The 24,933-nt window shown below is 70.3% G+C and carries 26 protein-coding genes; 17 read left to right on the forward strand and 9 right to left on the reverse strand.

Features of this window, described 5'->3' with window-relative positions:
* Nucleotides 1–113: 113 nt before the first annotated feature.
* Together LR394_RS22820 and cofC are read right to left on the reverse strand one after the other, a co-directional pair.
* The gene (locus LR394_RS22820; protein ID WP_231445254.1) at nt 114–350 is read right to left on the reverse strand and encodes a hypothetical protein; all 237 of its coding nucleotides are present in this window, start codon (nt 348–350) and stop codon (nt 114–116) included.
* A 40-nt stretch (nt 351–390) separates the two neighbouring features.
* Nucleotides 391–1,089: a 2-phospho-L-lactate guanylyltransferase gene (cofC, locus tag LR394_RS22825; RefSeq protein WP_231445256.1), complete on the reverse strand. Its 699-nt coding sequence runs from the start codon at nt 1,087–1,089 to the stop codon at nt 391–393.
* A gap of 143 nt (nt 1,090–1,232) precedes the next feature.
* Between cofC and LR394_RS22830 the strand changes: the two genes are divergently transcribed.
* Nucleotides 1,233–1,997 carry a lysophospholipid acyltransferase family protein gene (locus LR394_RS22830; protein WP_231445258.1) on the forward strand — a complete coding sequence of 255 codons (765 nt, stop codon included), beginning with the start codon at nt 1,233–1,235 and terminating at the stop codon, nt 1,995–1,997.
* Nucleotides 1,994–2,995, forward strand: a complete 1,002-nt coding sequence (locus LR394_RS22835) for an NAD(P)H-dependent glycerol-3-phosphate dehydrogenase (protein WP_231445260.1) — start codon at nt 1,994–1,996, stop codon at nt 2,993–2,995. The genes LR394_RS22830 and LR394_RS22835 overlap by 4 nt, the downstream gene beginning before the upstream one ends.
* 93 nt (nt 2,996–3,088) lie before the next feature.
* Here LR394_RS22835 and LR394_RS22840 read toward each other — a convergent pair whose 3' ends face one another.
* Nucleotides 3,089–4,243: a trans-sulfuration enzyme family protein gene (locus LR394_RS22840; protein ID WP_231445262.1), complete on the reverse strand. Its 1,155-nt coding sequence runs from the start codon at nt 4,241–4,243 to the stop codon at nt 3,089–3,091.
* Nucleotides 4,244–4,331: 88 nt separating this feature from the next.
* On the opposite strand from LR394_RS22840, the gene LR394_RS22845 reads away from it, so the two are divergent.
* Nucleotides 4,332–5,474 carry a D-alanine--D-alanine ligase family protein gene (locus LR394_RS22845; protein ID WP_407937107.1) on the forward strand — a complete coding sequence of 381 codons (1,143 nt, stop codon included), beginning with the start codon at nt 4,332–4,334 and terminating at the stop codon, nt 5,472–5,474.
* 93 nt (nt 5,475–5,567) lie between these two features.
* On the opposite strand, the gene LR394_RS22850 is transcribed toward LR394_RS22845, so the two are convergent.
* Both LR394_RS22850 and LR394_RS22855 read right to left on the reverse strand, forming a co-directional pair.
* Nucleotides 5,568–6,128 (reverse strand): DUF3515 family protein, encoded by a 561-nt coding sequence (locus LR394_RS22850; protein WP_231445266.1) that lies wholly within the window; start codon nt 6,126–6,128, stop codon nt 5,568–5,570.
* A gap of 4 nt (nt 6,129–6,132) precedes the next feature.
* Nucleotides 6,133–6,366 carry an Lrp/AsnC family transcriptional regulator gene (locus tag LR394_RS22855; RefSeq protein ID WP_231445840.1) on the reverse strand — a complete coding sequence of 78 codons (234 nt, stop codon included), beginning with the start codon at nt 6,364–6,366 and terminating at the stop codon, nt 6,133–6,135.
* Between the two features lie 157 nt (nt 6,367–6,523).
* On the opposite strand from LR394_RS22855, the gene LR394_RS22860 reads away from it, so the two are divergent.
* On the forward strand, nt 6,524–7,549 hold the full coding sequence (locus tag LR394_RS22860; protein ID WP_231445268.1) for a thiamine-phosphate kinase: 1,026 nt from the start codon (nt 6,524–6,526) through the stop codon (nt 7,547–7,549).
* A 109-nt stretch (nt 7,550–7,658) separates the two neighbouring features.
* On the opposite strand, the gene rpmB is transcribed toward LR394_RS22860, so the two are convergent.
* Nucleotides 7,659–7,844: a 50S ribosomal protein L28 gene (gene rpmB / locus LR394_RS22865; protein WP_231445270.1), complete on the reverse strand. Its 186-nt coding sequence runs from the start codon at nt 7,842–7,844 to the stop codon at nt 7,659–7,661.
* 298 nt (nt 7,845–8,142) lie between these two features.
* On the opposite strand from rpmB, the gene LR394_RS41895 reads away from it, so the two are divergent.
* The 9 genes from LR394_RS41895 to LR394_RS22915 all read left to right on the forward strand — a co-directional run bounded on the left by LR394_RS41895 (nt 8,143) and on the right by LR394_RS22915 (nt 17,831).
* A complete protein-coding gene (locus LR394_RS41895) occupies nt 8,143–10,413 on the forward strand; it encodes a DAK2 domain-containing protein (RefSeq protein ID WP_331283094.1) in 2,271 nt (756 codons plus the stop codon).
* A gap of 54 nt (nt 10,414–10,467) precedes the next feature.
* Nucleotides 10,468–12,696: an ATP-dependent DNA helicase RecG gene (gene recG / locus LR394_RS22880; protein ID WP_269329641.1), complete on the forward strand. Its 2,229-nt coding sequence runs from the start codon at nt 10,468–10,470 to the stop codon at nt 12,694–12,696.
* A 3-nt stretch (nt 12,697–12,699) separates the two neighbouring features.
* The gene (rsmD, locus tag LR394_RS22885) at nt 12,700–13,275 is read left to right on the forward strand and encodes a 16S rRNA (guanine(966)-N(2))-methyltransferase RsmD (RefSeq protein WP_231445293.1); all 576 of its coding nucleotides are present in this window, start codon (nt 12,700–12,702) and stop codon (nt 13,273–13,275) included.
* 230 nt (nt 13,276–13,505) lie between these two features.
* Nucleotides 13,506–14,012 (forward strand): pantetheine-phosphate adenylyltransferase, encoded by a 507-nt coding sequence (coaD, locus tag LR394_RS22890; protein WP_331283097.1) that lies wholly within the window; start codon nt 13,506–13,508, stop codon nt 14,010–14,012.
* Nucleotides 14,013–14,097: 85 nt separating this feature from the next.
* A complete protein-coding gene (locus tag LR394_RS22895) occupies nt 14,098–15,057 on the forward strand; it encodes an ATP synthase subunit B family protein (RefSeq protein ID WP_231445296.1) in 960 nt (319 codons plus the stop codon).
* A gap of 159 nt (nt 15,058–15,216) precedes the next feature.
* On the forward strand, nt 15,217–15,750 hold the full coding sequence (locus tag LR394_RS22900; RefSeq protein ID WP_231445298.1) for a YceD family protein: 534 nt from the start codon (nt 15,217–15,219) through the stop codon (nt 15,748–15,750).
* Between the two features lie 4 nt (nt 15,751–15,754).
* Nucleotides 15,755–15,958, forward strand: a complete 204-nt coding sequence (rpmF, locus tag LR394_RS22905) for a 50S ribosomal protein L32 (RefSeq protein WP_231445300.1) — start codon at nt 15,755–15,757, stop codon at nt 15,956–15,958.
* A 77-nt stretch (nt 15,959–16,035) separates the two neighbouring features.
* A complete protein-coding gene (rnc, locus tag LR394_RS22910) occupies nt 16,036–16,815 on the forward strand; it encodes a ribonuclease III (protein WP_231445310.1) in 780 nt (259 codons plus the stop codon).
* 41 nt (nt 16,816–16,856) lie between these two features.
* Nucleotides 16,857–17,831: an Fpg/Nei family DNA glycosylase gene (locus tag LR394_RS22915; protein WP_231445312.1), complete on the forward strand. Its 975-nt coding sequence runs from the start codon at nt 16,857–16,859 to the stop codon at nt 17,829–17,831.
* Nucleotides 17,832–17,834: 3 nt separating this feature from the next.
* Here the strand turns inward: LR394_RS22915 and LR394_RS22920 are convergent, their stop codons facing one another.
* Nucleotides 17,835–18,419, reverse strand: coding sequence for a TetR/AcrR family transcriptional regulator (locus LR394_RS22920; RefSeq protein WP_231445314.1), 585 nt, complete (start codon nt 18,417–18,419; stop codon nt 17,835–17,837).
* A 150-nt stretch (nt 18,420–18,569) separates the two neighbouring features.
* Here LR394_RS22920 and pdhA point away from each other — a divergent pair, with 150 nt between their 5' ends.
* Genes pdhA through LR394_RS22935 form a run of 3 tightly spaced genes read left to right on the forward strand, consistent with a single transcriptional unit; the run spans nt 18,570 to nt 21,887 of the window.
* Nucleotides 18,570–19,634, forward strand: coding sequence for a pyruvate dehydrogenase (acetyl-transferring) E1 component subunit alpha (gene pdhA / locus LR394_RS22925; RefSeq protein ID WP_231445315.1), 1,065 nt, complete (start codon nt 18,570–18,572; stop codon nt 19,632–19,634).
* Nucleotides 19,631–20,626, forward strand: coding sequence for an alpha-ketoacid dehydrogenase subunit beta (locus LR394_RS22930; RefSeq protein ID WP_231445317.1), 996 nt, complete (start codon nt 19,631–19,633; stop codon nt 20,624–20,626). The genes pdhA and LR394_RS22930 overlap by 4 nt, the downstream gene beginning before the upstream one ends.
* A gap of 13 nt (nt 20,627–20,639) precedes the next feature.
* Nucleotides 20,640–21,887 carry a dihydrolipoamide acetyltransferase family protein gene (locus LR394_RS22935; RefSeq protein ID WP_231445318.1) on the forward strand — a complete coding sequence of 416 codons (1,248 nt, stop codon included), beginning with the start codon at nt 20,640–20,642 and terminating at the stop codon, nt 21,885–21,887.
* Nucleotides 21,888–22,111: 224 nt separating this feature from the next.
* On the opposite strand, the gene LR394_RS22940 is transcribed toward LR394_RS22935, so the two are convergent.
* On the reverse strand, nt 22,112–22,768 hold the full coding sequence (locus LR394_RS22940; RefSeq protein WP_231445320.1) for a winged helix-turn-helix domain-containing protein: 657 nt from the start codon (nt 22,766–22,768) through the stop codon (nt 22,112–22,114).
* 165 nt (nt 22,769–22,933) lie between these two features.
* On the opposite strand from LR394_RS22940, the gene LR394_RS22945 reads away from it, so the two are divergent.
* Nucleotides 22,934–23,887, forward strand: a complete 954-nt coding sequence (locus tag LR394_RS22945; protein ID WP_231445322.1) for a sulfotransferase family protein — start codon at nt 22,934–22,936, stop codon at nt 23,885–23,887.
* On the opposite strand, the gene LR394_RS43125 is transcribed toward LR394_RS22945, so the two are convergent.
* Nucleotides 23,850–24,908, reverse strand: a complete 1,059-nt coding sequence (locus LR394_RS43125) for an FUSC family protein (RefSeq protein WP_231445324.1) — start codon at nt 24,906–24,908, stop codon at nt 23,850–23,852. The genes LR394_RS22945 and LR394_RS43125 overlap by 38 nt on opposite strands.
* Between the last annotated feature and the right edge of the window lie 25 nt (nt 24,909–24,933).

Here is a 24,933-nt window from a genome sequence, read left to right on the forward strand (position 1 = left end):
GGGGAACTTTCGTTTGCCCGGAAAATAAAGGACGCGCCGGTCACCTCACGTCTTCAGTGGTGCTCGCGGAAATTGAAGGACGCGGTGGCCGGGTCACCCGCGAGTGTGGCGTTTCAGGAGGTGGCCGGGTTTTCGGGGGCAGCAGAACGTTCGGCGGCGCCAATGGTTCCCAGCGTGAGCCGGACGATCTCGTCGCCCTGCCGCTCGGCGCTCAGCCGCTGGCCCGGGCGCAGATGGCGCAGGCCGCTGTGCTCCAGGGCGCCGGTGCCGAAGGGCAGCACCTCGCCGGAATCGGTGAGGACGGAGCCGGAACCGGTCTCGGCGTCGTAGCGGTACACGGTGGCCTGCACCCGTTCAGGGTAGTCAACTGCGCATCGTGATCGGCTGTTCTCAGCCCGGCGAAATTGCCCCGTCCTGCAGTAGTGCCCCGGTGCGCGGGCCCAGGCCGAGCGCGGCGGCGGCCCGCAGATCGGCCTGGGTGTCCACGTCCCGGCGGAGCGCGGGCAGGTCCAGTTCCAGCTTCAGGGCACCGGACTCGGCGTGCTTGCGGGCCGAGGAAGGGCCGAACGAGGGACGCATCCGGCCGGGTTCCCGGGCGGCCAGCAGCACGGTGCCGATGCCGTCCGCGTCCGGGACGAAGACCATGTCCGGAGCGGTTCGGCGGCTTGGGGGCGACGTTGTCAGGGCCTGAGAGGCGCTCTGCAGCGCCAGGTCCAGATCGGCCGGACGCAGAGCCGGAAGGTCGCCCAGCAGGACGGCACAGGGCCCCTCAAGGCCGCGCAGGCCGTCCTCGATCGCGGCGAGCAGGCCCGAGCCCGGCCGGGACTCACCCCGTACCTCTGCCCCCGCGGCCGTGGCCGAGCCGGTCAGAAGAGCATCGGCGGTGACCACCACGACCCGGCTCACGGCCGGCGTCGCCAGTACGGCGTCCAGGCAGTCCAGGGCGATTGCGGTGGCCAGCGCGGCCGGGGCGGCCAGCCGGGACTTGGCCTTCGGGCCACCCTTGAGCGGCAGCACCATCGTCCAGCCCGGCGACTGCGGCGCCGGTGGCCGGGCGCGCGTGCCGGGAGCACCGGCGTCCTCGATCATGGGTGCTGGGCCTCCTGGCCGCCGGCGGTGGACGGAATGCCGCTGCGGACACGGCAAGATGGTCCGATGCGGCGTGATCGGACTGCGGGTCGGTACCTGCGATGCATGAGCTGAAGTCCCGGACTCGGAAGGTGGGAACGCTGGTGAGGAGGCGAAGGATCGGGCCGTGGTACCGGCTGGCCGTGATCCTGCTCAAACCCGTCCTGCTGCTGACGACGAAGAGGAACTGGCGGGGCGCGGAGAATCTTCCGGCCACCGGCGGGGTGGTCACGGTGTCCAACCACATCTCCCACTTCGACCCGTTCACCTACGGGCACTTCGTCTACGACAACGGCCGGCACCCGCGCTTCCTGGCGAAGGAGAGCCTGTTCCGGCTGCCGCTGCTGGGCCGGATCGTGCGGGGCGCCGGGCAGATCCCGGTCTACCGCGAGACCCGCGACGCCGGCGCAGCCTACTCGGCGGCGGTCGCGGCGGTGCGCCGAGGTGAACTGGTGGCCATCTTCCCCGAGGGCACGATCACCCGGGACCCGGCGTTGTGGCCGATGCGGGGCAAGAGCGGTGCGGTCCGGGTGGCGCTGGAAACCGGTGCCCCGCTGGTGCCGATCGCCCAGTGGGGTGCCCAGGACGTCCTTGCGCCGTACTCCCGGCGGTTTCGGCTCTACCCGCGCACCACCAGTTCGGTCGTCGCCGGGCCGCCGATCGACCTGAGCCCCTACCAGGGCCGGCCGATCACCGTGCCGCTGCTGGCCGAGGCCACCGAGCACGTGATGGACGTGCTCACCGGCCTGCTCGAGCAGATCCGGGACGAGCCGGCCCCGGCCCAGCGGCACGACCCCAGAACCACCGGGAAACCGCTTTACGGCAACCCGAACCAGAAAGCTCCCAAGCGGAAGAGGTCAGGTAGATGAGTCGGGTCGCGGTGATGGGCACGGGATCGTGGGGAACCACGTTCGCCATGGTGCTCGCGGATTCGGGCGCCAAGGTGACGATGTGGGGCCGGCGGGCCGAGGTCTGCGCCGAGATCGCCGAGGAGCACCGTAACCCGCAGTACCTGCCCGGCCTCGAGCTGCCCGCCACGATCACCGCGAACCCGGACCCGGCGGTGGCGCTCGAGGGTGCCGACATCGTTGTGCTGGCGGTGCCCTCGCAGACCCTGCGCACCAATCTGAGTGCCTGGAAACCGTTCATCGGCTCGTCCGCGGTCACCGTGAGCCTGATGAAGGGTGTCGAGAAGGGCACCCTACGGCGGATGAGCGAGGTGATCGGCGAGGTCCTGGAGATCGGGCCGGAGCGCAACACCGTGGTCTCCGGGCCCAACCTGGCCACCGAGATCGCCGCCCGCCAGCCGACTGCCACGGTGGTCGCCTGCACCGACCACAACACCGCGGAACTGGTGGCCGCGGCCTGCTCGGCGCCCTACTTCCGGCCCTACACCAACCACGACGTGATCGGCGTGGAACTGTCCGGCGCGGTGAAGAACGTGATCGCCCTGGCCGTGGGCATGGTCGAGGGGATGGGCCTGGGTGACAACTCGAAGGCCTCGATCATCACCCGCGGCCTGGCCGAGATCACCCGGCTGGGGGTGTCTCTCGGGGCCGAGCCGGCCACCTTCGCCGGGCTGGCGGGGATGGGCGACCTGGTCGCCACCTGCGCTTCTCCGCTCTCGCGGAACCGCACCTTCGGGGTGCACCTGGGACAGGGGATGAGCGTGGACGAGACCGTCGCGATCACCAACCAGACCGCCGAAGGGGTCAAGAGCGCGGGGGCGATCCTCGGCCTGGCCAAGGCGCACGGGGTGGACATGCCGATCGCCGAGGCGGTCACCGGAGTGGTCTCCGGCGAGCTGCCGCTCTCGGAGCTGGCGCAGAGCCTGCTGTCTCGTCGTCGTAAGTCCGAGTTCGCCTGAGGCGCGTTCACCGACCGACCCGGCCGCCCCGTCCCTAGTTCAAATTAGGGGACGGGGTGGCTGGTTTTGGTGCCTCGGTAGGAGGAGCGCTCGTCAGGAGGCAGATTCCAGGGCCTGGAGCAGATCGGCCCACAGGTCCTCGACGTCTTCGATACCGGTGGAGAGCCGGATCAGCGTCTCCGGCACCAGAGTGGACTCCCCTCCGTGCCGGCGCCGCCGCTCCAGGGACGACTCCACCCCTCCGAGGCTGGTGGTGTGCACCCACAGCTGTGTGGCGGCGCAGACTTTTTCCGTCGCCTCCGCATTCCCGTCCAGCTCGAACGAAAGCATGGCGCCGAAGCCGCGCATCTGCCGCTTGGCCAGTTCGTGGCCGGGGTGCGAGGTCAGCCCGGGGTAGCGCACCTGGGTGACAGAGGGGTGATCGCTCAGCCGGCGGGCCAGTTCGGCCGCGTTAGCGCTCGCCCGATCCACCCGAAGAGCCAGCGTGCGCAGCCCACGCAGCGCCAGCCAGGCCTCCATCGGGCCCGGAATCGCCCCGTTGATCGTGCGATGCCCGTGCAGGCGGGTCAAAAGACCGTCCGGGTCGCCGGTCTGCGCCACCACGATGCCGAGCAGGACGTCGGAGTGCCCGCTGAGGTACTTCGTCGCCGAATGCACCACCAGGTGTGCGCCCAGTGACAACGGTTGCTGCAGAAGGGGGGTGGCGAACGTGTTGTCGACCGCGCTCAGCACACCCTTCTCCCGAGCCGCGGCGATGATCGTGGCCAGGTCGCTCACGTCCATCATCGGGTTGGTCGGGCTCTCCAGGATCACCAGATCGGCGCCCTCCAGGGCCTGGATCACGACCTCCGTGTCGGCCGCCGGCACCGCTCGCACACTGAGTCGTCCGGCTGCGGCGAGTTCGGCCGACAGCTGCGCGGTTCCGGAGTAGGGCACGTCCGGGATCACCACTGTGCCACCCAGCGGCACCAGGTTGAGCACGGCCGAGATCGCCGCCATCCCCGAGCCGAACGACAGCGCCGCGCCACCCTCCAGGGCGCCCACCGCGTCCTCCAGCGCCGTCCAGGTCGGGTTGCCCCAGCGGCCGTACCCCAGATCACCCGGCTGATGGGCGAAGTCGGAGGCGGTGTACGTAGAGGTCAGCACCACCGGGACGTTCATCGGCTGGTTCGCCGCGGCCGGCGGGCGGCCCGCGGTGACCGCCACGGTGGCCAGAGCCTGCCCGGCCCGGGAGATGTCGTCGCTCATGCGCACAGAGTAGGTGCGGTACGGGTGCAGGGGTTCACCGGGATCGGGGGTGGCTGCGGGAACGGTACTCTCGCCGGTCATGGACGCTATCCAGTCCGTGGATGCCACGGAAGCCAGCGCGACCCCGGCCCGCAAGAGGCGGGTGGCAGTGCTGTTCGGCGGGCGCTCGAGCGAGCACGCGGTCAGCTGCGCCACCGCCTCGTCGGTGCTCAGCGCCATCGACCGCGACGCCTACGAGGTGATCCCGATCGGCGTGACCCGCACCGGTCGCTGGGTTCTCGCCGCCGACGACCCGCAGCGCTGGGCGATCAGCGCCGGGGTGCTGCCCGAGGTCAAGGACGGCGACGGGCCCGGCGTGATCGCCCCGGTGCAGACCGGGGACCACTCGCTGCAGGTGCTCGAGCCCGGCCAGGTGCCGCAGGAGCTCGGCCAGGTCGACGTCGTGTTCCCGCTGCTGCACGGCCCGTTCGGCGAGGACGGCACGCTGCAGGGCCTGCTCGAGCTGACCGACGTGCGCTACGTCGGGGCCGGGGTGCTGGCCTCCGCGGCGAGCATGGACAAGGCCGTGATGAAGGTCATGCTGAAGGGCGCGGGCCTGCCGGTCGGGGAGTACCTGGTGGTGCGGCCCGGGCAGTGGCAGCGCGAGCCCGACGCGGTGCGCGACGACGTGGAAGAGCTCGGCTGGCCGGTGTTCGTGAAGCCGGCCCGGGCCGGTTCCAGCGTGGGCATCACCAAGGTCGACGGCCCGGACGAGCTGGACGCCGCGATCACCGAGGCGCTGCGGCACGACCGCAAGCTGGTGATCGAGGCCGCCGTGGTGGGCCGCGAGATCGAGTGCGCGGTGCTGCAGGCGGCCGACGGCAGCTGCGCCACCAGCCTGCCCGGCGAGATCGAGTTCGTCGGTGAGCACACGTTCTACGACTTCGAGGCCAAGTACCTGGACGGCACCACCAAGCTGTCCTGCCCGGCCGACCTGCCGGCCGAGGTGATCGCCCGGGTGCGCGAGCTGTCGGTGCGCACCTTCGAGGCGATGAACTGCGAGGGCCTGGCCCGGGTGGACTTCTTCGTGCTGCCCGACGGCTCGGTGGTGGTCAACGAGATCAACACCATGCCGGGCTTCACCAGCTCCTCGATGTACCCGCGGATGTGGGCGGCCACCGGTCTGGAGTACCCGGAGCTGATCGACCGGCTGATCAAGACGGCGCTGGCGCGGCCCACCGGGCTGCGCTGAGGTTTTCCGGTTCCGGCCGCTGAGCCGGAACCGGCAACGGCCGGTGACCAGAGACGTCCTCTGGTCACCGGCCGTTGATCTTTTGCCGTTGAGCTAGCTGGGGGAAGCGCTGGGGGCCGAGTCGGCGGCGTCGTAGCAACGCCGTTCGGTCTGCTCCAGAGGCGCTACGGCCTCGCTCAGATCGACCAGGGCGCCGGTGGCCTGGGTGCGCTCCACCGAGGTCGGCACCTGCACCTCTACGGCCGGGGTACGGCCGTAGGTCAGGAACCGGTAGTGCTCGGGCGTCTCGCTGAACACCCAGGCGACATCGTTGACGTCGATGCACGCGTCGGTGGTCGGGCCGGTCGGGGTGGCGCCACAGGCGAGGTAGATCGGCGGATCACCCCAGGTGGCCATGCCCACGCTGTCCTGCGCGGTACGGGAGCGGCCGAGCACGGTCTCGGGCAGCTGCTCGAGCAGATCGGCGCACTCGGCGCTCTTCGCCTCCTCGGTGAGGGTGAAGAACGCCTCGGCCGGCTCGTCCGCCGGGTCGTCGTCGTTGCCGCCGCAGGCCGTCAGGGCGAGCGCCGCGGCGAGGGCCACCGGGACAGCGATCAGGGCCCGGCGCCGAGGCCGGACCCTGATCTGCCCGCTGTCTCCAAGGACCTGGCGCATCAGCTCACATCTTCACGACGGTGCAGGTGAGCGTGCGGGTGATGCCCTTCACGTCCTGGATCTTGGCGATCACGCCCTGGCCGAGCTCGTCGACGGAGGGGGCCTCGATCCGGGCGATGATGTCGTAGGGACCGGTGACGTCCTCGGCCAAGGTCACGCCCGGGATCTGCGCGATCTCGGTGACGATCGACGTCGACCGACCGACCTCGGTCTGGATCAAGATGTAAGCCTGCACCACCACGTGTTTCTCCTGTCCGAACTGCCTGAGGGTCTCCAGAGGCTCCACGGTGCGGGCCGACCCAGACATTGGGCCGTCACGCTACCGTGTCGAGGAGCAGACAGAGCAGTGGGTTGGCCGGAACTTGTTCACCGGCCGCCGAGGATTGGGGAAGCAATTGGGGACGTCCGGGGACCTTCCGGATGGATTCGGCCCGACGATCGGCACTCTCGGTGAGGACCCGCTCGTCGCCGGTGTGATCGAGCGCTATCCATCAGCACCCTGGCTCACGGTCGGCCCGGGCGATGACGCAGCAGTTCTAGACCTGTCCGGCAGCCGGGCCGGAGCGCTGATCGCCTGCACCGACACGATTGTCGAGGGTCAGGACTTCCGCCGGGACTGGTCGACAGCCCGTGACATCGGTATCAAGGTCGCCGCTCAGAACTTCGCCGACGTCGCTGCGATGGGTGGCAGGCCTCACACCCTGCTGGTGAGTCTGACCACTCCCGCAGATGTCCCGGCTTCTTGGGCGCACGAGCTGGCGGACGGTCTGGCGGCGGAATGCTCCCGGGCCGGCGCGGTGGTGGCCGGGGGAGACGTTTCGGCCGGCACGGAGATTGTGATCGTCGGCACTGCGCTGGGTTCGCTGGCCACGCCCTCGGCGGTGCTGCGCTCAGGGGCCCGGCCTGGGGATGTGGTTGCGGTCACCCCTGGCAGCGGGCGTTCGGCTGCAGGCTGGGCGTTGCTGCGGGCCGGGCTGGTTTCTTCTGCTTTTGAAGGCTTGCTGAGTGAGCACCGGGCTCCCGTACCGCCTTATCCGGCCGGGGTAGAGGCTGCGCTGGCCGGGGCCACGGCCATGATCGACACCAGCGACGGCCTGGTCCGCGATGCCCTGCGGATCGCCACCGCTTCCTCGGCGGTGCTCGGCTCTTCAGTGGTGCTCGATCTGGACCCCGGCGCGCTTGCTGCCTCGGACGACCTGCTGCGTGCCGCTTCGGCTTTGGGCGTGGACGCCGCTGCGGCCGCCGAGTGGGTTCTGACCGGCGGCGAGGACCACTGCCTGCTCGCCTGCTTCCCTTCCCCTGCCGTTGTGCCGGCTGCGTTCCGGGTGATCGGTTCCGTGCTGGCTGGGGATTCTGGGGTTGGGGTCCGGCTCGGGGGTAAGCCGTTCGACGGCGAAGGTGGCTTCCGGCACTGGAGCTAGGGCTCGTGCTGCGCCTGGTGCTGGCCGGCCTAGGTCTCGATTGTCTGTGGCAAAACGACGGCCGCCGGGGTCCCGAAGGAACCCCGGCGGCCGTGAAGCCTGACTGGTGTCAGCGGCTGACCTTGCCCGCCTTCAGGCAGGAGGTGCACACGTTGATGCGCTGCGGCGTACCGCCGATGGTGGTGCGAACGCGCTGGATGTTCGGGTTCCAGCGACGCTTCGTACGGCGGTGCGAGTGCGAGACGCTGAAGCCGAAGCCCGGTCCCTTCTGGCAGACGTCGCAGTTGGCGGCCACGGTGATCTCCTGAGTATCGAACTGATGTCTTATGCGTGGGGCCGAATCTGCTGGCCCGGGTACGCCGGGGGCAGCCGCAGGCAGCGATGACCTAACACGCTCGAAGAAACAGACTAGCCGAACGGGAACCCCAGCCCAAACCGGAGCCCTCCGAGCCACCTCGCGTGAGTGACCAGGCCGGGCAGAATTGCCCCTGTCCGGGTGAACAGGGCATGAATGGCAGGTGTGGCCGGGCGGCGGATACTGTCCGGCGCAGGGATGGCCGCCGTACCGGTCGATCAGGTGAGGGAGGAATGCGGTGCTGAGCGTTCTGGACCCGCCTGCGGCGCGGCGCTGGGCGATGGCTGCGCTGGCCGCTCTGGCCGACGCGCGCGAGGAGATCGACGCCCTCAACGTGTTCCCGGTGCCGGACGGAGACACCGGGACCAACCTGTACCTGACCCTCGAGGCCGCCGTCGCCTCAGCCCAGACGCTTCCCCCAGACGCTCCGGTCGCTGCAGTGGCCGATGCCTTCGCCCGGGGAGCGCTGCTGGGGGCTCGGGGTAACTCGGGGGTCATCGGGGCCCAGTTGCTGCGGGGATGGGCCCAGGTGCTCGCCGAGAACACCGAGCTCACGGCGCAGACCGCGGTGGAATGCTTCCGGCGGGCCGACGAGCAGGCGTGGAAGGCGGTGCATCAGCCGGTCGAGGGCACGATCCTCTCGGTGAGCCGCGCCGCTGCCCAGGCCGCGCAGGCCGCCGCCGCGTCAGACTTCGGCGCTGACCTGGAGGCAGTGATCAGCGCCGCCGCCGAAGCCGCCCAGCTTGCATTGGCCTACACGCCGGTGCAGTTGCCCGCGCTCGCCGCCGCCGGGGTGGTGGACGCAGGGGGACGTGGGCTGGTCGTGCTGCTCGATGCCTTGGCCGAGGTGGTGCTGGCCGATCACACGCATCACCGGCAGTACCGGCGTCGGCGTCGTCCGGCGAACCTCCCTGCGATGGATTTCGCGGCCTGCTACGGAATGAAGGCCGTGGCGCCGGCGACTCCCGCTGTGGGGGTGCCGGTGCTGGCTGGGGAGACGTGGGGCGGTGTGCGTAAGCCTGCGCAGCAGGGGTCTGTGGCTTCGGTGGTGGGGGATGCCGCCGGTGACCTGGGATATGGCCGTGCCGGAGAGGCTTCTGGGCAGAGGGCAGGGAGCCGTCGGGGTAGGCGCTCGGATGGTGCGTCGTCTGGCGACTCGGCGCGGTCAACTGAAGGCGCTGTCAGCGAGGCGCATTCGCGGACGGGTGATCTGGGTACGCGCGGCGGGCGGGAAGGTCTCCCGGAGAACGGTGAGCAGCCGTCGCGCGTGGACACACGGGCTCGGGCCGAGGACGTGGGGGGTCGAGGTGGATGGCCTGGGGAGGTCACGGGTTTGCCGACTGGGGAGGCAGGTTGGTTTCCCGGGCGTGCAGGTGGCGCAGGGGGAGATTTGGGTACCGGGCCAGAAGGCGTGGGGGTGGGGGCGGAGTTCAGGAGTGACGGCGGGACGGCGGCCGGGGAGGCAACGGCGTCGCTGGGAGGTGCGGTGGGAGCGTCCGTTGCTGGTTTCCCTGACCCCCATGCGAGGGCGACGGAGGCAGCGTCGGGGCCCACAGACGTCCATAAGCATGAAGGTTCTGGGCTTTACGAGGTGATGTTCCTGCTCGACACCGATCCGCAGCACGGTGACGAGCGGGTCGGTGCCCTGCGGGAACGGCTGGGAACGCTCGGTGACTCGCTGGTAGTGGTTGGTGGGCCTGACCTTTGGCAGGTCCATGTGCATGTGGCGGATGCCGGGGCGGCGGTGGAGCGCGCGATCGAGGCCGGGCGTCCGCATCAGATCCGGATCACGCATCTTGGCGGCTCGCAGGCCGAGTCGGCGCCCGCGCAGCCCGGGCACCGCACTCCTTCGACCGGGCTGGTGGCCTGCGCGGCCGGGCCCGGTCTTTCCGATCTGTTCGAGAGCACCGGGGCGGTGGTCGTGGCCGGTGGACCGGGACGTCGTCCGTCGACGGCCGCGATCCTGGCCGCTATTCACCGGACTCAGGCCACCGAGGTCGCCGTGCTGCCCAACGATGCCGACACGCTCAGCGTGGCCCGGATCGCCGCGGCCTCGGCCCGGAGCGAGGGGATCCGGGTGACGGTCGTGCCCACCCGCGCCCAGGTGCAGGGGCTGGCCGCGGCGGCGGTGCACGATCCGGATCGGCGCTTCGACGATGACGTGGTCTCGATGTCGGCGGCGGCCGGGGCGGCGCGCGACGGCGCCGTGACCGTGGCCGTCCGGAATGGACTCACCAGCGCGGGGGAGTGCAGGATCGGAGACGCGCTGGGCGTCCTCGACGGTGATTTCGTGGTGATCGGGTCCGGCCTCGAGACGGTTGCGATCGACGTGCTGCACCGGTTGCTGGCCTCCGGCGGGGAGCTGGTCACCATCGTTGTCGGTGCCGGCGGGCATGATTCCCTTGCGCGCACGGTTGCGGCGCACGCCCGCGGTCTCGGCCGGGGCCTGGAGGTGAACGTCGTGGACGGCGGTCAGCCCAGGTACCCGCTGCTGATCGGGGTGGAGTAGACAGACGCGGACAGGGGTGAGTGCTCGGTGACCACGGCAGGGCCGACCGAATCGATGCCCGAACGGCTCAGAGAGCCCCTGGTCAAGTCGCTGGGCGCCCGGGCGGCGAACGCGCTGGGCCGGGAGCTGGGCCTGGAGACGGTGGGCGATCTGCTGCGGCACTACCCGCGCCGCTACATGGAACTGGGTGAGCTCACCCCGATCGACTCGCTGCCCGAGGACGAGCCGGTCAGCCTGGTCGCCGAGGTCAAGAAGGTCAGCGTGCGGGAGATGAAGACCCGGCGCGGCAAGATCATGAACGTCGAGGTGACCGACGGCCACGGTTCGCTGGACCTGACCTTCTTCAACCAGGTGCACAAGCCGCAGAAGGATCTGAAGGTCGGCCGGCGGGCGCTGTTCAGCGGCAAGGTCTCGCGGTACCGGGACGGCAAGCAGCTCGCCCAGCCGATGTACGAGCTGCTGGACGAGGAGTCCGACCTCAGCGAGGAGAAGCTGCAGGAACGGCTGGAGATGCCGCTGCCGATCTACCCGGCCACCGGCAAGATGCCCTCCAACCGGATCCGGGACTCGCTGCGCCCGATCCTGGACACGCTGCCGAAGAATCTGCCCGATCCGGTGCCGGCCCCGGTCCGGATGAAACTCGGCCTGATCGACCTGAGTTCGGCGCTGCGCCAGATCCACCGGCCGGGCGATCGGGCCCAGCTGGCCGCGGCCAAACGGCGGCTGAAGTTCGAAGAGGCGTTCATCCTGCAGAGCCTGCTGGTCTGGCGTAAGGCGGTGGACCGGCGCCAGCAGGCCACCCCGCGCCCGTACGTGCCCGGTGGTTTTCTGGACGCGCTGGACGATCGGCTGCCGTTCGAGCTGACCGACGGGCAGAAGAAGGTGGGCGAGGAGATCGCCGCCGACCTGGCCGAGGAATACCCCATGCACCGGCTGCTGCAGGGTGAGGTGGGCTCGGGCAAGACGCTGGTGGCGCTGCGGGCGATGGCCCGGGTGGTCGACTCCGGCGGTCAGGCCGCGCTGCTGGCCCCCACCGAGGTGCTGGCCATGCAGCACCACCGCTCGATCACCGCGATGCTCGGCGACCTGGCCGGCGGCGGGATGCTCGGCGGGCACGAGCGTGGCACCAAGGTCACCCTGCTGACCGGCTCGATGAACACCGCCACCCGGCGCCAGGCCCTGCTCGAGGCGGCCTCCGGGGAGGCGGGCATCGTGGTCGGCACGCACGCCCTGATCCAGGACACGGTGCAGTTCGCCGATCTCGGCCTGGTGGTGGTGGACGAGCAGCACCGCTTCGGCGTGGAGCAGCGCGACGCGTTGCGGCGCAAGGGCCAGAACACCCCGCACCTGCTGGTGATGACCGCCACCCCGATCCCGCGCACGGTGGCGATGACGGTGTTCGGCGACCTGGAGACGTCGGTGCTGGACCAGCTCCCGGCCGGGCGCAGCGAGATCGCCACGCACGTGGTGAACGTGCGCGACGAGCGCTGGCTCAGCCGCACCTGGCAGCGGGTGGCCGAGGAGTGTCACGCCGGGCACCAGGCCTACATCGTCTGCGCGCGGATCGGCTCGGACGAGGTGGAGGAGGAGTTCGTCCCGGACGAGGGTCTGCACGTGGTCTCCGACGCCGAGGCCGCCACCTTCGACCTGAAGATCGGCGAGGAGCGGCGCCCGGCCGCGGCCGCGATCGACATCCTGGCCGCGATGAAGGTGCAGCCCGAGCTGGACGGCCTGGTGATCGAGATGCTGCACGGCCGGATGCCGGCCGAGGAGCGCGAGGACGTGATGCGCCGCTTCGCCGCCAACGAGATCCACGTGCTGGTCGCCACCACCGTGATCGAGGTCGGGGTGGACGTGCCGAACGCCACCGCGATGGTGATCACCGACGCCGACCGGTTCGGGGTCTCGCAGCTGCACCAGCTGCGCGGACGGGTCGGCCGGGGCAAGGCCGCGGGGGTCTGCCTGTTGCTGACCGAGGCCGGGCCGGGCCCCTCGCTGGACCGGCTGCGCTCGGTGGCGAGCACCCGGGACGGTTTCGAGCTGGCCCGGATCGACCTGGAGACGCGCCGGGAGGGTGATGTGCTCGGCTCCCGGCAGTCGGGGCTGGGCAGTTCGCTGAAGCTGCTGCGCGTGCTGCGGGACGAAGATGTGATCACGGCCGCCCGGAAGGAGGCCACCCTGCTGCTGGACGAGGACGTCCGGCTGCGCGCGCACCCGCAGCTGGTGGATGCGCTGCGCCCCTGGGTGGGCTCGGACCGGGCCGCCTTCTTGGACCGAGGCTGATGGATGACCAGGATCATTGCGGGTAGTGCGGGCGGCCGGCGGCTGGTGGTGCCCAAGGGTGACACCACCCGGCCGACCAGCGACCGGGTGCGGGAGGCACTGTTCGCGGCGCTGGAGGCGCGCGGGCTGGTGCAGGGCGCACGGGTGCTGGACCTGTTCTGCGGTTCGGGCGCGCTGGGGCTGGAGGCGATCAGCCGGGGAGCGGCCGAGGTGGTGCTGGTGGACGCCGCCCGGCAAGCAGTCGACACCGCTCGCAAGAACGTGGCCACGCTGCAGTTCCCGCGGGCCGCGGTGGTGCTCTCATCGGTGCAGAAGTATCTCGACGGGCGCCCGGCGGTGGCCGCGGATCTGGTGTTCGCCGATCCGCCGTACCCGCTGGGGGAGGGCGAGCTGGCCGCGCTGCTGGCCTCGCTGGCTTCGCACGGGTGGTTGGCCGAGGACGCCACGGTGGTGGTGGAACGTAGTGGGCGCTCGCCCGAGCCGCGCTGGCCCGAGGGCATGTTCCGCGAGGCCGTCCGGCGCTACGGCGAGACGTCGGTGTGGCAGGCGGTCTGGGACCCGGCGCCGGCTTCGGTCTGACGGTCTGGCGGTCTGGCGGCTGCGGTCGGGGATCGGGTGAATGCGTACATCGAGTACATCCGGTGCCATGTGTACACGAGTTCCGTCGGTGTCCAGCCCGCCGATCAGGGCAGCTGGGCGAGGGGTGGTCAGGCTCCGGCCGCGGATGTGATCCAGTTATGGATGTGATCCAGTTCCAGTGGGACTGACGCCCGAGTTCGTCTAGCGTCGCTGCTGTGACCCGTCGTTGCGTGTGCCCCGGCAGTTTCGACCCGGTGACCAACGGTCACCTCGACGTGATCGAGCGGGCTGCCGGGCTGTTCGACGAGGTGGTCGTCGCGGTGGCCGGCAACCCGGCCAAGAAGTCCCTCTTCACCGTCCCCGAACGGGTCGGGCTGATCGAGCAGAGCCTGTCCGGCCTGCCCAACGTGCGGGTCGCCACCGTGCCCGGCGGACTGCTGGTCGACTTCTGCCGCCAGGTCGAGGCGGTGGCCGTCGTCAAGGGCCTGCGCGGCGGCACCGACTTCGCCTACGAACTTCCGATGGCCCTGATGAACCGGCATCTGAGCGGCGTCGAGACCGTCTTTCTGCCCGGAGAGCCCCGCTTCGAGCACGTTTCGAGTAGTTTGATCAAGGAGGTGGCCGCTCACGGGGGCGACGTGTCCGGTCTTGTCCCAGAGCATGTCCTGGCGCGCCTCCTGGCACGAGTCGGGCGGGTTGGTCAGACTGAAAACGGTCAGCCCGATGCGGCCGGTTGAGGACCTTAAGTAGCTACATAGTTGCTCTCGGTGAATCGACCACTTCCCCTCGCATCGGACCGAAGCGGTATGAGGGAGGTCCTCGGTGAGTCTTCGCCGAACCTTGGACGCAATGGGCGCAATGGTGGAGCGGGCGTCGTCGGTGCCGCTCTCGGCGTCCTGCATGGTCAACCGCGCCGAGATGCTGGCCCTGGTGGAGCGCGCCCGGGCCGAGCTGCCGGTGGAGCTGGATCAGGCCGCCGAACTGCTGGTCGCCCATCAGGAGGTGATCTCCCGGGCGGAGTCCGAGGCGGAACAGCTCCTGGCCCAGGCCCAGGCCGACGCCGAACGGCTGATCATGGAGAGCGCGCTGGTGGCCAGTGCTCGCGCGCGTTCGGACCAGATCCTGGACGCGGCCCGGGCCGAGGCGGCCCGGTTGCTGCGCGAGTGTGACCTGTACACCGACAACCGGCTCGCCGCCCTGCAGGCCGATCTGGCCCGCACCCTGGGGCAGGTGCAGCGCGGCCGGGACCGGCTGCGCGAGCGCAGCGAGCTGGACTACCTGGACCCGCTGGCCGACGAGGCCGATCCGGAGGGCCGCGACGTCCAGGTCGACTACGAGGCGGTGGAACGGCAGCGGGCCCGCGAGCTTCAGCAGGAGCAGCGGCGGGCGCGTGACCAGGCCTACGACCACCAGCGTGACCAGGCGTACGACCACCGGGCCGACACCGAGGACGCGTACGACCAGGACGCCTACGACCAGGACCGGGCGGCCGAGCCGGACCGGGCCGGCGCGCCCCGGGCCTCGCGGTCCGGGCCGGAGTTCGAGCATCGGCCCGATGCCCGGGACGAGCCCGGGGCCAGGCATTCCCGCCCTGCTGCACGTGATACCCCCGATACGGCCGGGGCCGATCTGACCGGCGCCGCCGCGTCCTCCGATGCCCAGAATCATCCCGAACACGACGAGAACGGGCGGATCCCGATCCCGGTCGGGGCCGGGCCGGAAAGACGAGTGCTCGATCTGACCGCGGTGGAGCGGGCCGCCGAGCGTTCCGGTTTGGGATAAGCCCACGACCTGAAGTAGCCTTGCTCGCTGGTCTTACTGTGTCTGCTCGGCCTTCATCGGCCGGACAGGTTCGCCCGTGCTTGTGAGGAGTGCACCATTCGTCTGAACGCCCGATCGCCCTATGTTCTCGACACGAGGGAACTCGGCCGGCGCCCGGGCATGATGCGAAAGGTTGAGCGGACCGTCCCGGCCCCGGCCGAGCTCGGCACCGAGGTGATCGGCGTGCCCGAGGGCTCCGACGTCGAGCTGGCTCTACGGCTCGAGGCGGTGATGGAGGGCGTGCTGGTCAGTGGCACGGTCTCGACCACGGCGGTGGGTGAGTGCATCCGCTGCCTGGACGAGGTGAAGCTGGACCAGGCGGTACGGATCGGGGAGCTGTTCAGCTACCCCGAGAACCGGGTCGCCGAAGACGAGGACGAGGACCGGCAGGAGGTCGAGGGCGACTTGATCGACCTCGAGCCCGCCCTGCGCGACGCGGCGGTTTCCAACCTGCCGTTCCAGCCGGTCTGCCGGGAAGACTGCCCGGGTCTGTGCTCCGAGTGCGGAGCGCGGCTCGCGGACGACCCGGACCACCAGCACGAGGTGGCCGACCCCCGGTGGTCGGCGCTTCAGGGCATCCTGACCGATGGGGTGCCGAACCAGGAATCCGGAGCGTCCGCAGTGGGCGGCCCGGACGATACGAAGGAGAGCTGACGGCGTGGCCGTTCCTAAGCGGAAGATGTCCCGCAGCAACACGCGGTCTCGCCGGGCGCAGTGGAAGGCGACGCCGACGGCGCTCACCGCCACGACGTCGGGTGGCACCACCACCTACTCCCGGCCGCACCAGGCGCAGGTCGTCACCGACTCGGCCGGCACCCCGCTGTACCTGGAGTACAAGGGCCGCAAGGTCAAGGACCTCTGAGTCTGATCATGACGGCAGGGCATGCGTCCGGCGAGGGGACCTCGGTCTCCCTCTCAGGTCAGGAAGCCCACACAGTTGTGACTGACCCGAACGACGTACCGCCCGTCGGCCTGGACGCCGAGGCGCTCGCCAAGCACGACAAGCTTGTCGAGGTTCTCGGCGTCCAGGTCAGTCATGGGCTGCTGTTCAAGTCGCTCACCCACCGCTCGTACGCGTACGAGAACGGCGGGCTGCCGACGAACGAGCGGCTGGAGTTCCTGGGCGACTCCGTACTGGGTCTGGTGGTCACCTCCGCCCTGTACCGCTCGCACCCGGATCTGGCCGAGGGCCAGCTGGCCAAGCTGCGCGCCGCGGTGGTCAACATGCGGGCGCTGGCCGGGGTCGGCCGCCGCCTCGGCCTGGGCGAGTACCTGATGCTCGGCCGGGGTGAAGAGGCCAGCGGCGGACGGGACAAGTCGTCCATCCTCGCGGACACCGTCGAGGCGCTGATCGGCGCGGTCTACCTGGAGTCCGGGATGGACGTGGCCGGCGAGCTGGTGCACCGCCTGGTCGATCCGCTGCTGGAGACGAGCGCCGAGCTCGGGGCCGGCCTGGACTGGAAGACCAGCCTGCAGGAGCTCACCGCGATGGAGGGCCTCGGGGTACCGGAGTACGCGGTCACCGAAGAGGGGCCCGACCACGCCAAGATCTTCCACGCCGCTGCCCTGGTGCAGGGTGTCCCGCGTGGTGAGGGCAGTGGGCGCAGCAAGAAGGAAGCCGAGCAGGAGGCGGCCGCGGCTGCTTTCGGCCGGCTGACCGCCGAGCGGGCCGAGAAGGCCGCCGCGGAGCAGAACGACAAGCCTGATCCGGGCGAGTAGGTCAGCGCCAAGCCTGGCCGACGACTGAGAAGAGCTGAGCCGTGCCGGAACTGCCCGAGGTCGAGGTGGTCCGGCGCGGCCTGGCGCGGTGGATGATCGGCACCACGATCGATCAGGTCGAGGTGCTGCACCCGCGGCCGGTCCGCCGGCACGAGGCCGGCATCGACGACTTCGTGGCTCGGCTGAACGGCGTCACCGTGACCGACGTGGTCCGGCGCGGCAAGTTTCTCTGGCTCACCCTCGACTCCGGTGAGGCCCTGATGGCTCACCTCGGGATGAGCGGCCAGCTGCTGCTGGAGGCCCCCGACGCCCCGGACGAGAAACATCTTCGCGTGCGCCTGGGCCTGCAGGGCGGCACCGGCCGGGAACTGCGGTTCGTGGACCAGCGGATGTTCGGCGGGCTGGCCGTGGTCGAGATGATCAAGACGACGGACGGCGGTCCGGGCGGCCTGGGTGGCGTGCCCGACGACGCCGAGATTCCGCCCGGCCGGCCCGAACCGGCTCGGGGCGAGGGCCCGGTCGAGGGGGAGTACTCGGCCGAGGAAGCGCTGATCCCGGTGCCGGTGGCCCACATCGCCCGCGACGCGCTGGACCCGGCGCTCGACGTGGATCTGCTCGCCGCCCGGCTGAAGCGCCGCGAAACCGGCCTGAAGCGCGCCCTTCTGGACCAGACGCTGATCTCCGGCATCGGCAACATCTACGCCGACGAGGCGCTGTGGCGCGCCCGGCTGCACTACGAGCGGCCCACCCACAAGCTGAACCGCCCCACCCTGAACCGGATTCTGGCCGATGCCCAGAACGTGATGCGGGAGGCGCTGGCCCAGGGTGGCACCAGCTTCGACAGCCTGTACGTCGACGTGAACGGCCAGAGCGGTTATTTCGAAAGAGGTTTGGACGCGTACGGGCGCGAGGGTGAGGCCTGTCACCGGTGCGGTACCCAGATCCGGCGCGAGACCTTCATGAACCGCTCGTCGTTCTTCTGCCCCAAGTGCCAGCCGAAACCCCGCGGTAGCTAGGGCCTAGTCCAGCCCGAGGTGGCGCAGCGCCCGGCGGGCGTGAGCCTCCGCCTCCTCACGTGAGGGCGCCCGGCGCAGCCCGAGCAGACGCTGCCGGTGCGCCTCACCGAGCAGCAGCGTGAACAGTGAGGTGGCCAGTTCCCGGTCGGGCTGCGGCAGCCGGGCCTCGATCGCGTCGATGTACCCGGAAGGCCCTTCCCGGTAGAACCGCTGGGCAAGTTCGGGAAAACTCTGCGACTCGATGATCATCAGCCGGTGCAGGCCCACCGACCCGTCCGAGTGCGCGGTCACCACGATGTTGATCGCCAGCTCGACCAGGCTGCCCTCGGTGGTCGGCTGCTCCAGGGTCTGCCGGCGCAGCCGCTCCACCCCGGCCAGGAAGATCTCGGTGCGGTCGCCGAAGTAGCCGTAGATGGTGCGTTTCGTGACCCGGGCCTCGGCCACGATGTCGTCCAGAGTGACCTGGTTGTAGCCGCCGGCGACGAGCAGCCGGACCGCTGCGTCCAGGATGTCGTCACGCCGCCGGGCCCGCTCGGCCTCGGTCGGTCGGCCGCGCTTACGAGGCCTCTTCCCGACCTGGTCTGTCATCGGCCCCCCTCGCGGCTCTATGATCACGCGAATCATAGAATGAAACGAAGTCCGTTTCATTACGGGTCGCCGCACCGCACCTCCCGGCAGCGATCCACACCGGCGTGGACCGGCCCGGCCACGCCTGATCTGGGCACGAAGGAGATCCCCATGCCCCGCAAGGCCAGGGCAGTTGCTCCCACACCGGACGAGCAGCTCGCCTTCTACCGGCAGATGGTGCAGGTGCGCCGCTTCGAGGAGCGAGCGGCCCGCGCGTACACCGAGGCGAAGATCGGCGGCTACTGCCATCTGAACCTGGGTGAGGAAGGCACCGTCGCAGGCCTGATGGCCGCGATGCAGCCGGACGACTACATCTTCACGAACTACCGCGAGCACGGGTACGCCCTGGCCCGCGGCATCGCCCCCGAGCGCGTGATGGCCGAGCTGTACGGCCGCAGCGACGGCGTCTCCCGCGGCTGGGGCGGCTCGATGCACATGTTCGACATCGAGTCCCGCTTCATGGGCGGCTACGGCATCGTCGGCGGCCAGGTGCCGCTGGCCACCGGCGCCGCGCTGGCGATCGACTACCGCGGCGGCAGCGAGGCGGTGATCTGCCAGATGGGTGAGGGCACCACCAACATCGGGGCCTTCCACGAGTCGCTCAACATCGCCGCGCTGTGGAACCTGCCGATCGTCTACGTGGTGATCAACAACGGTCTGGGCATGGGCACCACGGTGGAGAAGTCCTCGGCCGAGCCCGAGCTGTACAAGCGGGCCGCCTCGTACCGGATGGCCTCGGCCCGGGTGGACGGCAACGACCCCGAAGCCGTGCACGAAGCCACCAAGGTCGCCCTGGCCAGCGCCCGGGCGGGCAAGCCGTACCTGCTGGAGGCCGTCTCCGGGCGGATGAAGGGCCACTCGGTGGTGGACCCGGCCAAGTACCGCAGCAAGGAGGAGACCGAGGCAGCCCGGGCGGGCGACCCGGTCGCCGCCTACGCCACCCGGCTGAGCGAGAAGGGCGTGCTCACCGAGGAACTCATCGCGCAGATCGACGCCGAGGTGAGGGCCGAGGTCACGGCCGCCGCCGAGTTCGCCGACGCCAGTCCGCACCCGGAGGTCAAGACCTTGTTCGACTACACCTACGCCACCCCGGTGGCCAACGACTCCCGGCGGCTGCCGGGCGAGGCCCTCTACCCGGCCGCTCCGCGCCCGAGCAGCAAGGGAGCTTCGGCATGAGCGTGATCACCTACCGCCAGGCGCTGCACGACGCGCTGCGCGAGGAGATGCTCCGCGACCAGGACGTGTTCCTGATCGGCGAGGAGATCGGGCTGTTCGAGGGCTCGTACAAGATCACTGCGGGGATGCTCGAGGAGTTCGGCGAGAAGCGGGTGCGCGACACCCCGATCGCCGAGGAGGGCTTCACCGGCGCCGCGATCGGCGCCGCGATGCTGGGCCTGCGCCCGGTGGTCGAGCTGATGACGATCAACTTCTCGCTGATCGCGATCGACCAGATCATCAACCACGCGGCCAAGATCTACGGCATGTTCGGCGGCCAGGCCCGGGTGCCGCTGGTGATCCGCACCCCCGGTGGTGGTGGCCAGCAGCTGGGCGCCACCCACTCGCAGAACATCGAGCTGTTCTACGCGTTCGTGCCCGGCATGAAGGTGGTCGCGCCCTCCAGCCCGGCCGACGCCAAGGCGCTGATGCTGGCCGCGATCCGCGACGACGACCCGGTGCTGGTACTGGAGAACCTGGCGCTGTACAACACCACCGGCGAGGTGCCCGACGTGGTCGAGCCCGCCGAGATCGGCAAGGCCAAGGTCACCCGGGAGGGCAAGGACATCACCGTCGTCGCCTACTCCCGGATGGCGCACGTGGCCCTGCAGGTCGCCGAGCAGCTGGCCCGCGAGGAGGGCATCGACGTGGAGGTCGTGGACCTGCGCAGCCTGCGCCCGCTGGACCGGGACACGGTCGTCGAGTCGGTCAAGAAGACCAACTGCGCGGTCGTTCTCGAGGACGACTGGCTGACCTACGGGATCGGCGCCGAGATCGCGGCGACCATCTCCGACGGTGCCTTCGACTACCTCGACGCCCCGGTCCGCCGGGTGGCGATGGCCGAGGTGCCGCTGCCCTACGCCAAGTCGCTCGAGACCGCCGCCCTGCCCTCGGCCGCGGACGCCGCCAACGCCATTCGTGAAACGCTCGACGCCGTGGCCCGGCGTCGCTGAGAGGACCGCAGCAATGATCGACATCCTGATGCCCCGCCTCTCGGACACGATGACCGACGGCACCGTCTCGGCCTGGCACAAGAAGCCCGGTGACCCGGTCGCCGCCGGTGACCTGCTGGTCGAGATCGAGACCGACAAGGCGATCATGGAGCAGGAGGCCTACGAGGCCGGCACGCTCGCCGAGATCCTGGTCCCCGAGGGCGAGAACGTCGCGATCGGCACCCCGATCGCCCGCCTGGACAACGGCACCGGCGACGCACCTGCACCTGCCCCCAAGGCCGAAGAGCCCGCCCCGCAGGAGGCCCCGGCCGAAGCAGCCCCTGCCCCGGTCGTCGAGAAGCCGGTCAAGGCAGAAGAGAACGGCGAGCGCCGCGCCGCCACTCCGCTGGTGCGGAAGCTGGCCCGCGAGAACAACATCGACCTCTCCACGGTGACCGGCAGCGGCCCGGGGGGACGAATCGTCCGTTCGGATCTGGACAACGCGCTCAAGGCGCCGGCCGCGCCGGCGGCGCCCACCCCGTCCGCCAGCAGTGCCCCGGCGGCCCCGCAGACGACTGACGCCCGCGAATCCACCGCGGTCCCGTTCGATGCGGTACGTCAGGCCATCGCCACCCGCCTGACCGAGAGCGCCACCACCATCCCGACGTTCACCGTCACGGTCGGCGCCGAGGCGGACAAGCTGATGGCCCTGCGGGCCCAGCTGAACTCGGCCCTGGACGGTTCCGGCGTCAAGGTCAGCGTCAACGACCTGATCGTCCGCGCCGTCGCCCTGGCGCTGCGCGAGCACCCGGGGATCAACGCCTCGTACTCGGCCGAGGGCCGGGGTCAGACTGTGCTGCACCAGCGGATCAACGTGGGCGTGGCGGTCGCCGCCCCGGCCGGGCTGATGGTGCCGGTGATCCACGACGCCGACCAGGCCTCGGTGTCCGCGATCTCCGCGCGCACCAAGAAGCTGGTGGCCAAGGCCAACGACCGGACGCTGAGCACCACCGAGATGGCCGACGGCACCTTCACCGTCAGCAACCTCGGGATGTTCGGGGTGGAGCACTTCACCGCGATCATCAACCCGCCGCAGGGCGCCATCCTGGCCGTCGGCGGGGCCTCGACCGAGCTTGCTCTGGTGGACGGTGAGGTGGTCCAGCGCAAGAAGATCCGCTTCACGCTGACCGCCGACCACCGGATCATCGACGGCGCGCTGGCCGCCCAGTTCCTGGCCACGCTGACCCAGCTGATCCAGAACCCGTTCCGGATCGTCGCCTGACCTAGGTCGTGTTTTGGAAGTCCATGCCTACTGCGGGGCACCCGGTGGCCGCCTGGACTGCGCCGTTGGGACGCCCACGTAGAACACCGCTACGAGGGCGCCCCAACGGCTTGCCAGACGACCACCGGGCACCTCCTCGCTACGGCAGCGACTTCCAAAACACTCCCTAGGGCCAAAAAGCACGCGCCGGGCAGGAAACTGCCCGGCGCGTGCTTTTTCGCGTACTAGTCCAGCCGGTACCCGTACCCCCGCAGGGTGACCAGCCGGTCGGCGTGATGGCCGAGCTTCACCCGTAGCCGGCGCACGTGCACGTCGATGGTGCGGTCGCCGGAGATGTAACCGGTGTGCCAGACGGCCCGCATCAGCTCGTCACGCCCGAGCGCCTGCCCGCGGTGCCGCTCCAGGAACGCCAGGAGGTCGAACTCCCGGCGGGTGAGCTCGACCGGCTCCCCGTCGAGTTCCAGCGTGCGGCGGGTGGTATCGACGTCGAACGGCTCACCCGGTTCACGCGGCGCCGGAGGATCAGTGGCCGGAACCGGGGTCAGCGCCGCCGCCCGGGCTCCGTCATCAGCAGCCGGAGCGCTCCAGCGGCGCGGGCCTACCAACGGGTTCGGCCGGGCCGGGGTGCTCGGCGGTTCGCTCGGGCGGGTCCGGGCGGCCGGCTCCCGCAGCTCGATCTCCACGCTGGTGACCACGTCGGGCGCTACCGCATGCACCAGGTCTTCCACCGCGCGAGCGATACCCCGCAGGTCGGGCCCGGGTTTCGGGGCCCGCGAAGGCTGACCGTCGGCCGTGGCGCCGGGCACGCTCAGACGCACCACCAGGCCCGCCTGGGGGGAGTGGTCGCCTCGATTGGCATCTGTTCCCGGTGAGGTCAGCATTGAGAAGCTCCGGTCGCGTAGATCAATAAGCACAGCCGCGGCGCAGGTGCGTCGTCCTGGTCAATTCCCCATGAGATCGAGTGAAGCACCCGTGAGGCCGGTCTACAAGTAACTCTATCGGATTGGTCTAGAATTTCTGGTAATCCTGATCCCGGAGGCGTTGCGATGTCCTTGCCCGACTTCTTCCTGCTCGGCGCGCCCAAGGCCGGAACCACGGCCCTGCACGCCGCCCTGGCTCAGCACCCCGGCCTGTATCTGTCGGCGGTGAAGGAACCGAAGTTCTACCTGTGTGACGGTCGTCCGCCGCCGCGTTCGCAGCAGCGTGGGCCGGGGGACGCGCACAGTGCGCAGGAGTGGGTGTGGCGGCGCAGTGAGTACGAGGCGCTGTTCGACCTGGCGCCCACGGGGACGTTGAAGGGTGAGAGCACTCCCTTCTACCTGTACGACCGGCTGGCCCAGCGCCGGATCAGATCGGACGTGCCCGGCGCCAAGTTGCTGGTGGTGCTGCGGGATCCGATCGACCGGGCGTACTCGAACTGGATGCACCTGTGGTCGGACGGGCTGGAGCCGATCGGGAACTTCGCCGAGGCCTGGGCTGCCGAGGACGAGCGGGTGGCGGCGGGCTGGGCGCCGTTCTGGCACTACCGTCGGCTCGGGCTCTACGGAGAGCAGTTGCGTGACCTGATCGAGTTGTTCGGCCGGGAGCAGATTCACGTGCTGCGCTATCGCGATCTGGTCGAGACTCCGGACTCGGCGCTGGACAAGGTCTGCGCGTTCCTCGGGGTGGAGTCGGGGCACGTGGAGCAGCCCGCCCGGGAGAACTCGCGCTCGTACGTCGCGCCGGGGCCCCGTACGGCGGTGCTGTCGCGGGTACTGCGAGCGGGCGCGGCGGCCGGGTCCTTTGTGCCACCCCAGGTTTGGCGGCGGGGTAGCCGGCCGTTGCTGCAGTGGTTACAACAAGGGGACGCGCGGCGCCCGGTTCTCGACCAGGCGGTCCGGATGCGGTTGGTCGAGTCCTACGCCGAGGACAACGCGTTGCTCAATGAGTTGGCGGGGCAGTCTTTTGCGGACTGGATGGGTACTACTTCGCGGGGGCAGTTCGCGCCCACCGAGAGCTGAGCAGCACCAGGGCGATGGCGATGGCCAGACCTAGGGCGGTCTCGGCCAGTCGGTCGGCGGCTGTGCTCAGGGGGTCGCTCTCCACCGCCAGGTGTTGCATGAGCAGCGCCAGGGGAGTGATCCCGATGACGGCCAGGCCGTAGTTGCGGGCCACGAACAGTTCGGCCCAGGCCTGCGCGATCAGGGCAAGGACGAGTGTGGTCACCACATTCGGGTCGAACGAGAGAATCGCCAGACTCAGCAGAACCCCGGCCAGGGTGCCCCAGATCCGGTGCATCGCGCGGGCCACCCGATGCGTGCTGCTTGGGCCGGTCAGTGGCGCCACCGCGGAAACCATGGCCCAGTAAGGGTGCGCGCCGCCTGCGGCCACGGCGATGGTTCCGGCGAGCGCCGGGCCAACGGCGTAGGCGAGCAGGTCTCCGCGCACGCCGGGGGCGTTGAACAGTTCGGCTCGGCTGAGACGGCGCTTGTGCGGCCGTTTCTCGCGGTTGCGCCCGGCCGCGAACAGCTGTCCGCCCTGACCCACCAGCACGGCGAAGACGGCCGTGGCCGCGCTGACGCCCAGGGCGATCGGGACCATGCTCCAGGGCTGGTGGTGCGCGGCACAGGCGCCGACCGCGAAGACCGGGAACAGGGCACCGGGCGGAGCCCAGTGCGCCCAGCGGGAAATCAGATAACTGAGGACGCTCACCGCGGCGGTCGCGGTGATCGCCAGCGCGGTGCCCCCGACGGCGGCGACGAGTACGCCGAGCGTCACCGCGCAAACCATGAACACGCCGGTCTCGGTCTGCATGCGCAGTCGCGAGGAGTAGATCGAGTGCCGGCCGTACAGACTGCAGAACGCGCCGAAGCTGGCGAACAGGGTCAGGTCGGTTCGGCCCAGCGCGACCAGGACGGCGACCGGTACCCCGACCGAGACGACGGCGCGCAGCGCTCCCCAGTGAGCATGCTCGTGCGGGCGGAGTTCAGTGAGACCCCAGCCACGCACCGTTGCCCGCGGGGAGAAGGGGAGTCCGGACACCCGTCCATAGTGCACCCGGTGCCAG

It is taken from the genome of Kineosporia babensis, from assembly GCF_021129305.1.
Classification (GTDB): domain Bacteria; phylum Actinomycetota; class Actinomycetes; order Actinomycetales; family Kineosporiaceae; genus Kineosporia; species Kineosporia babensis.

Coding starts and splice junctions, on each gene's coding strand:
- LR394_RS22940 (WP_231445320.1), bottom strand. CDS start 22,768: ATGCTGACCTCACCGGGAACAGATGCCAATCGAGGCGACCACTCCCCC.
- LR394_RS22935 (WP_231445318.1), top strand. CDS start 20,640: ATGATCGACATCCTGATGCCCCGCCTCTCGGACACGATGACCGACGGC.
- LR394_RS22840 (WP_231445262.1), bottom strand. CDS start 4,243: ATGAGCGACGACATCTCCCGGGCCGGGCAGGCTCTGGCCACCGTGGCG.
- rsmD (WP_231445293.1), top strand. CDS start 12,700: ATGACCAGGATCATTGCGGGTAGTGCGGGCGGCCGGCGGCTGGTGGTG.
- LR394_RS22900 (WP_231445298.1), top strand. CDS start 15,217: ATGATGCGAAAGGTTGAGCGGACCGTCCCGGCCCCGGCCGAGCTCGGC.
- LR394_RS22850 (WP_231445266.1), bottom strand. CDS start 6,128: ATGCGCCAGGTCCTTGGAGACAGCGGGCAGATCAGGGTCCGGCCTCGG.
- LR394_RS22945 (WP_231445322.1), top strand. CDS start 22,934: ATGTCCTTGCCCGACTTCTTCCTGCTCGGCGCGCCCAAGGCCGGAACC.
- LR394_RS22930 (WP_231445317.1), top strand. CDS start 19,631: ATGAGCGTGATCACCTACCGCCAGGCGCTGCACGACGCGCTGCGCGAG.
- LR394_RS22920 (WP_231445314.1), bottom strand. CDS start 18,419: ATGACAGACCAGGTCGGGAAGAGGCCTCGTAAGCGCGGCCGACCGACC.
- LR394_RS22835 (WP_231445260.1), top strand. CDS start 1,994: ATGAGTCGGGTCGCGGTGATGGGCACGGGATCGTGGGGAACCACGTTC.
- recG (WP_269329641.1), top strand. CDS start 10,468: ATGCCCGAACGGCTCAGAGAGCCCCTGGTCAAGTCGCTGGGCGCCCGG.
- pdhA (WP_231445315.1), top strand. CDS start 18,570: ATGCCCCGCAAGGCCAGGGCAGTTGCTCCCACACCGGACGAGCAGCTC.
- cofC (WP_231445256.1), bottom strand. CDS start 1,089: ATGATCGAGGACGCCGGTGCTCCCGGCACGCGCGCCCGGCCACCGGCG.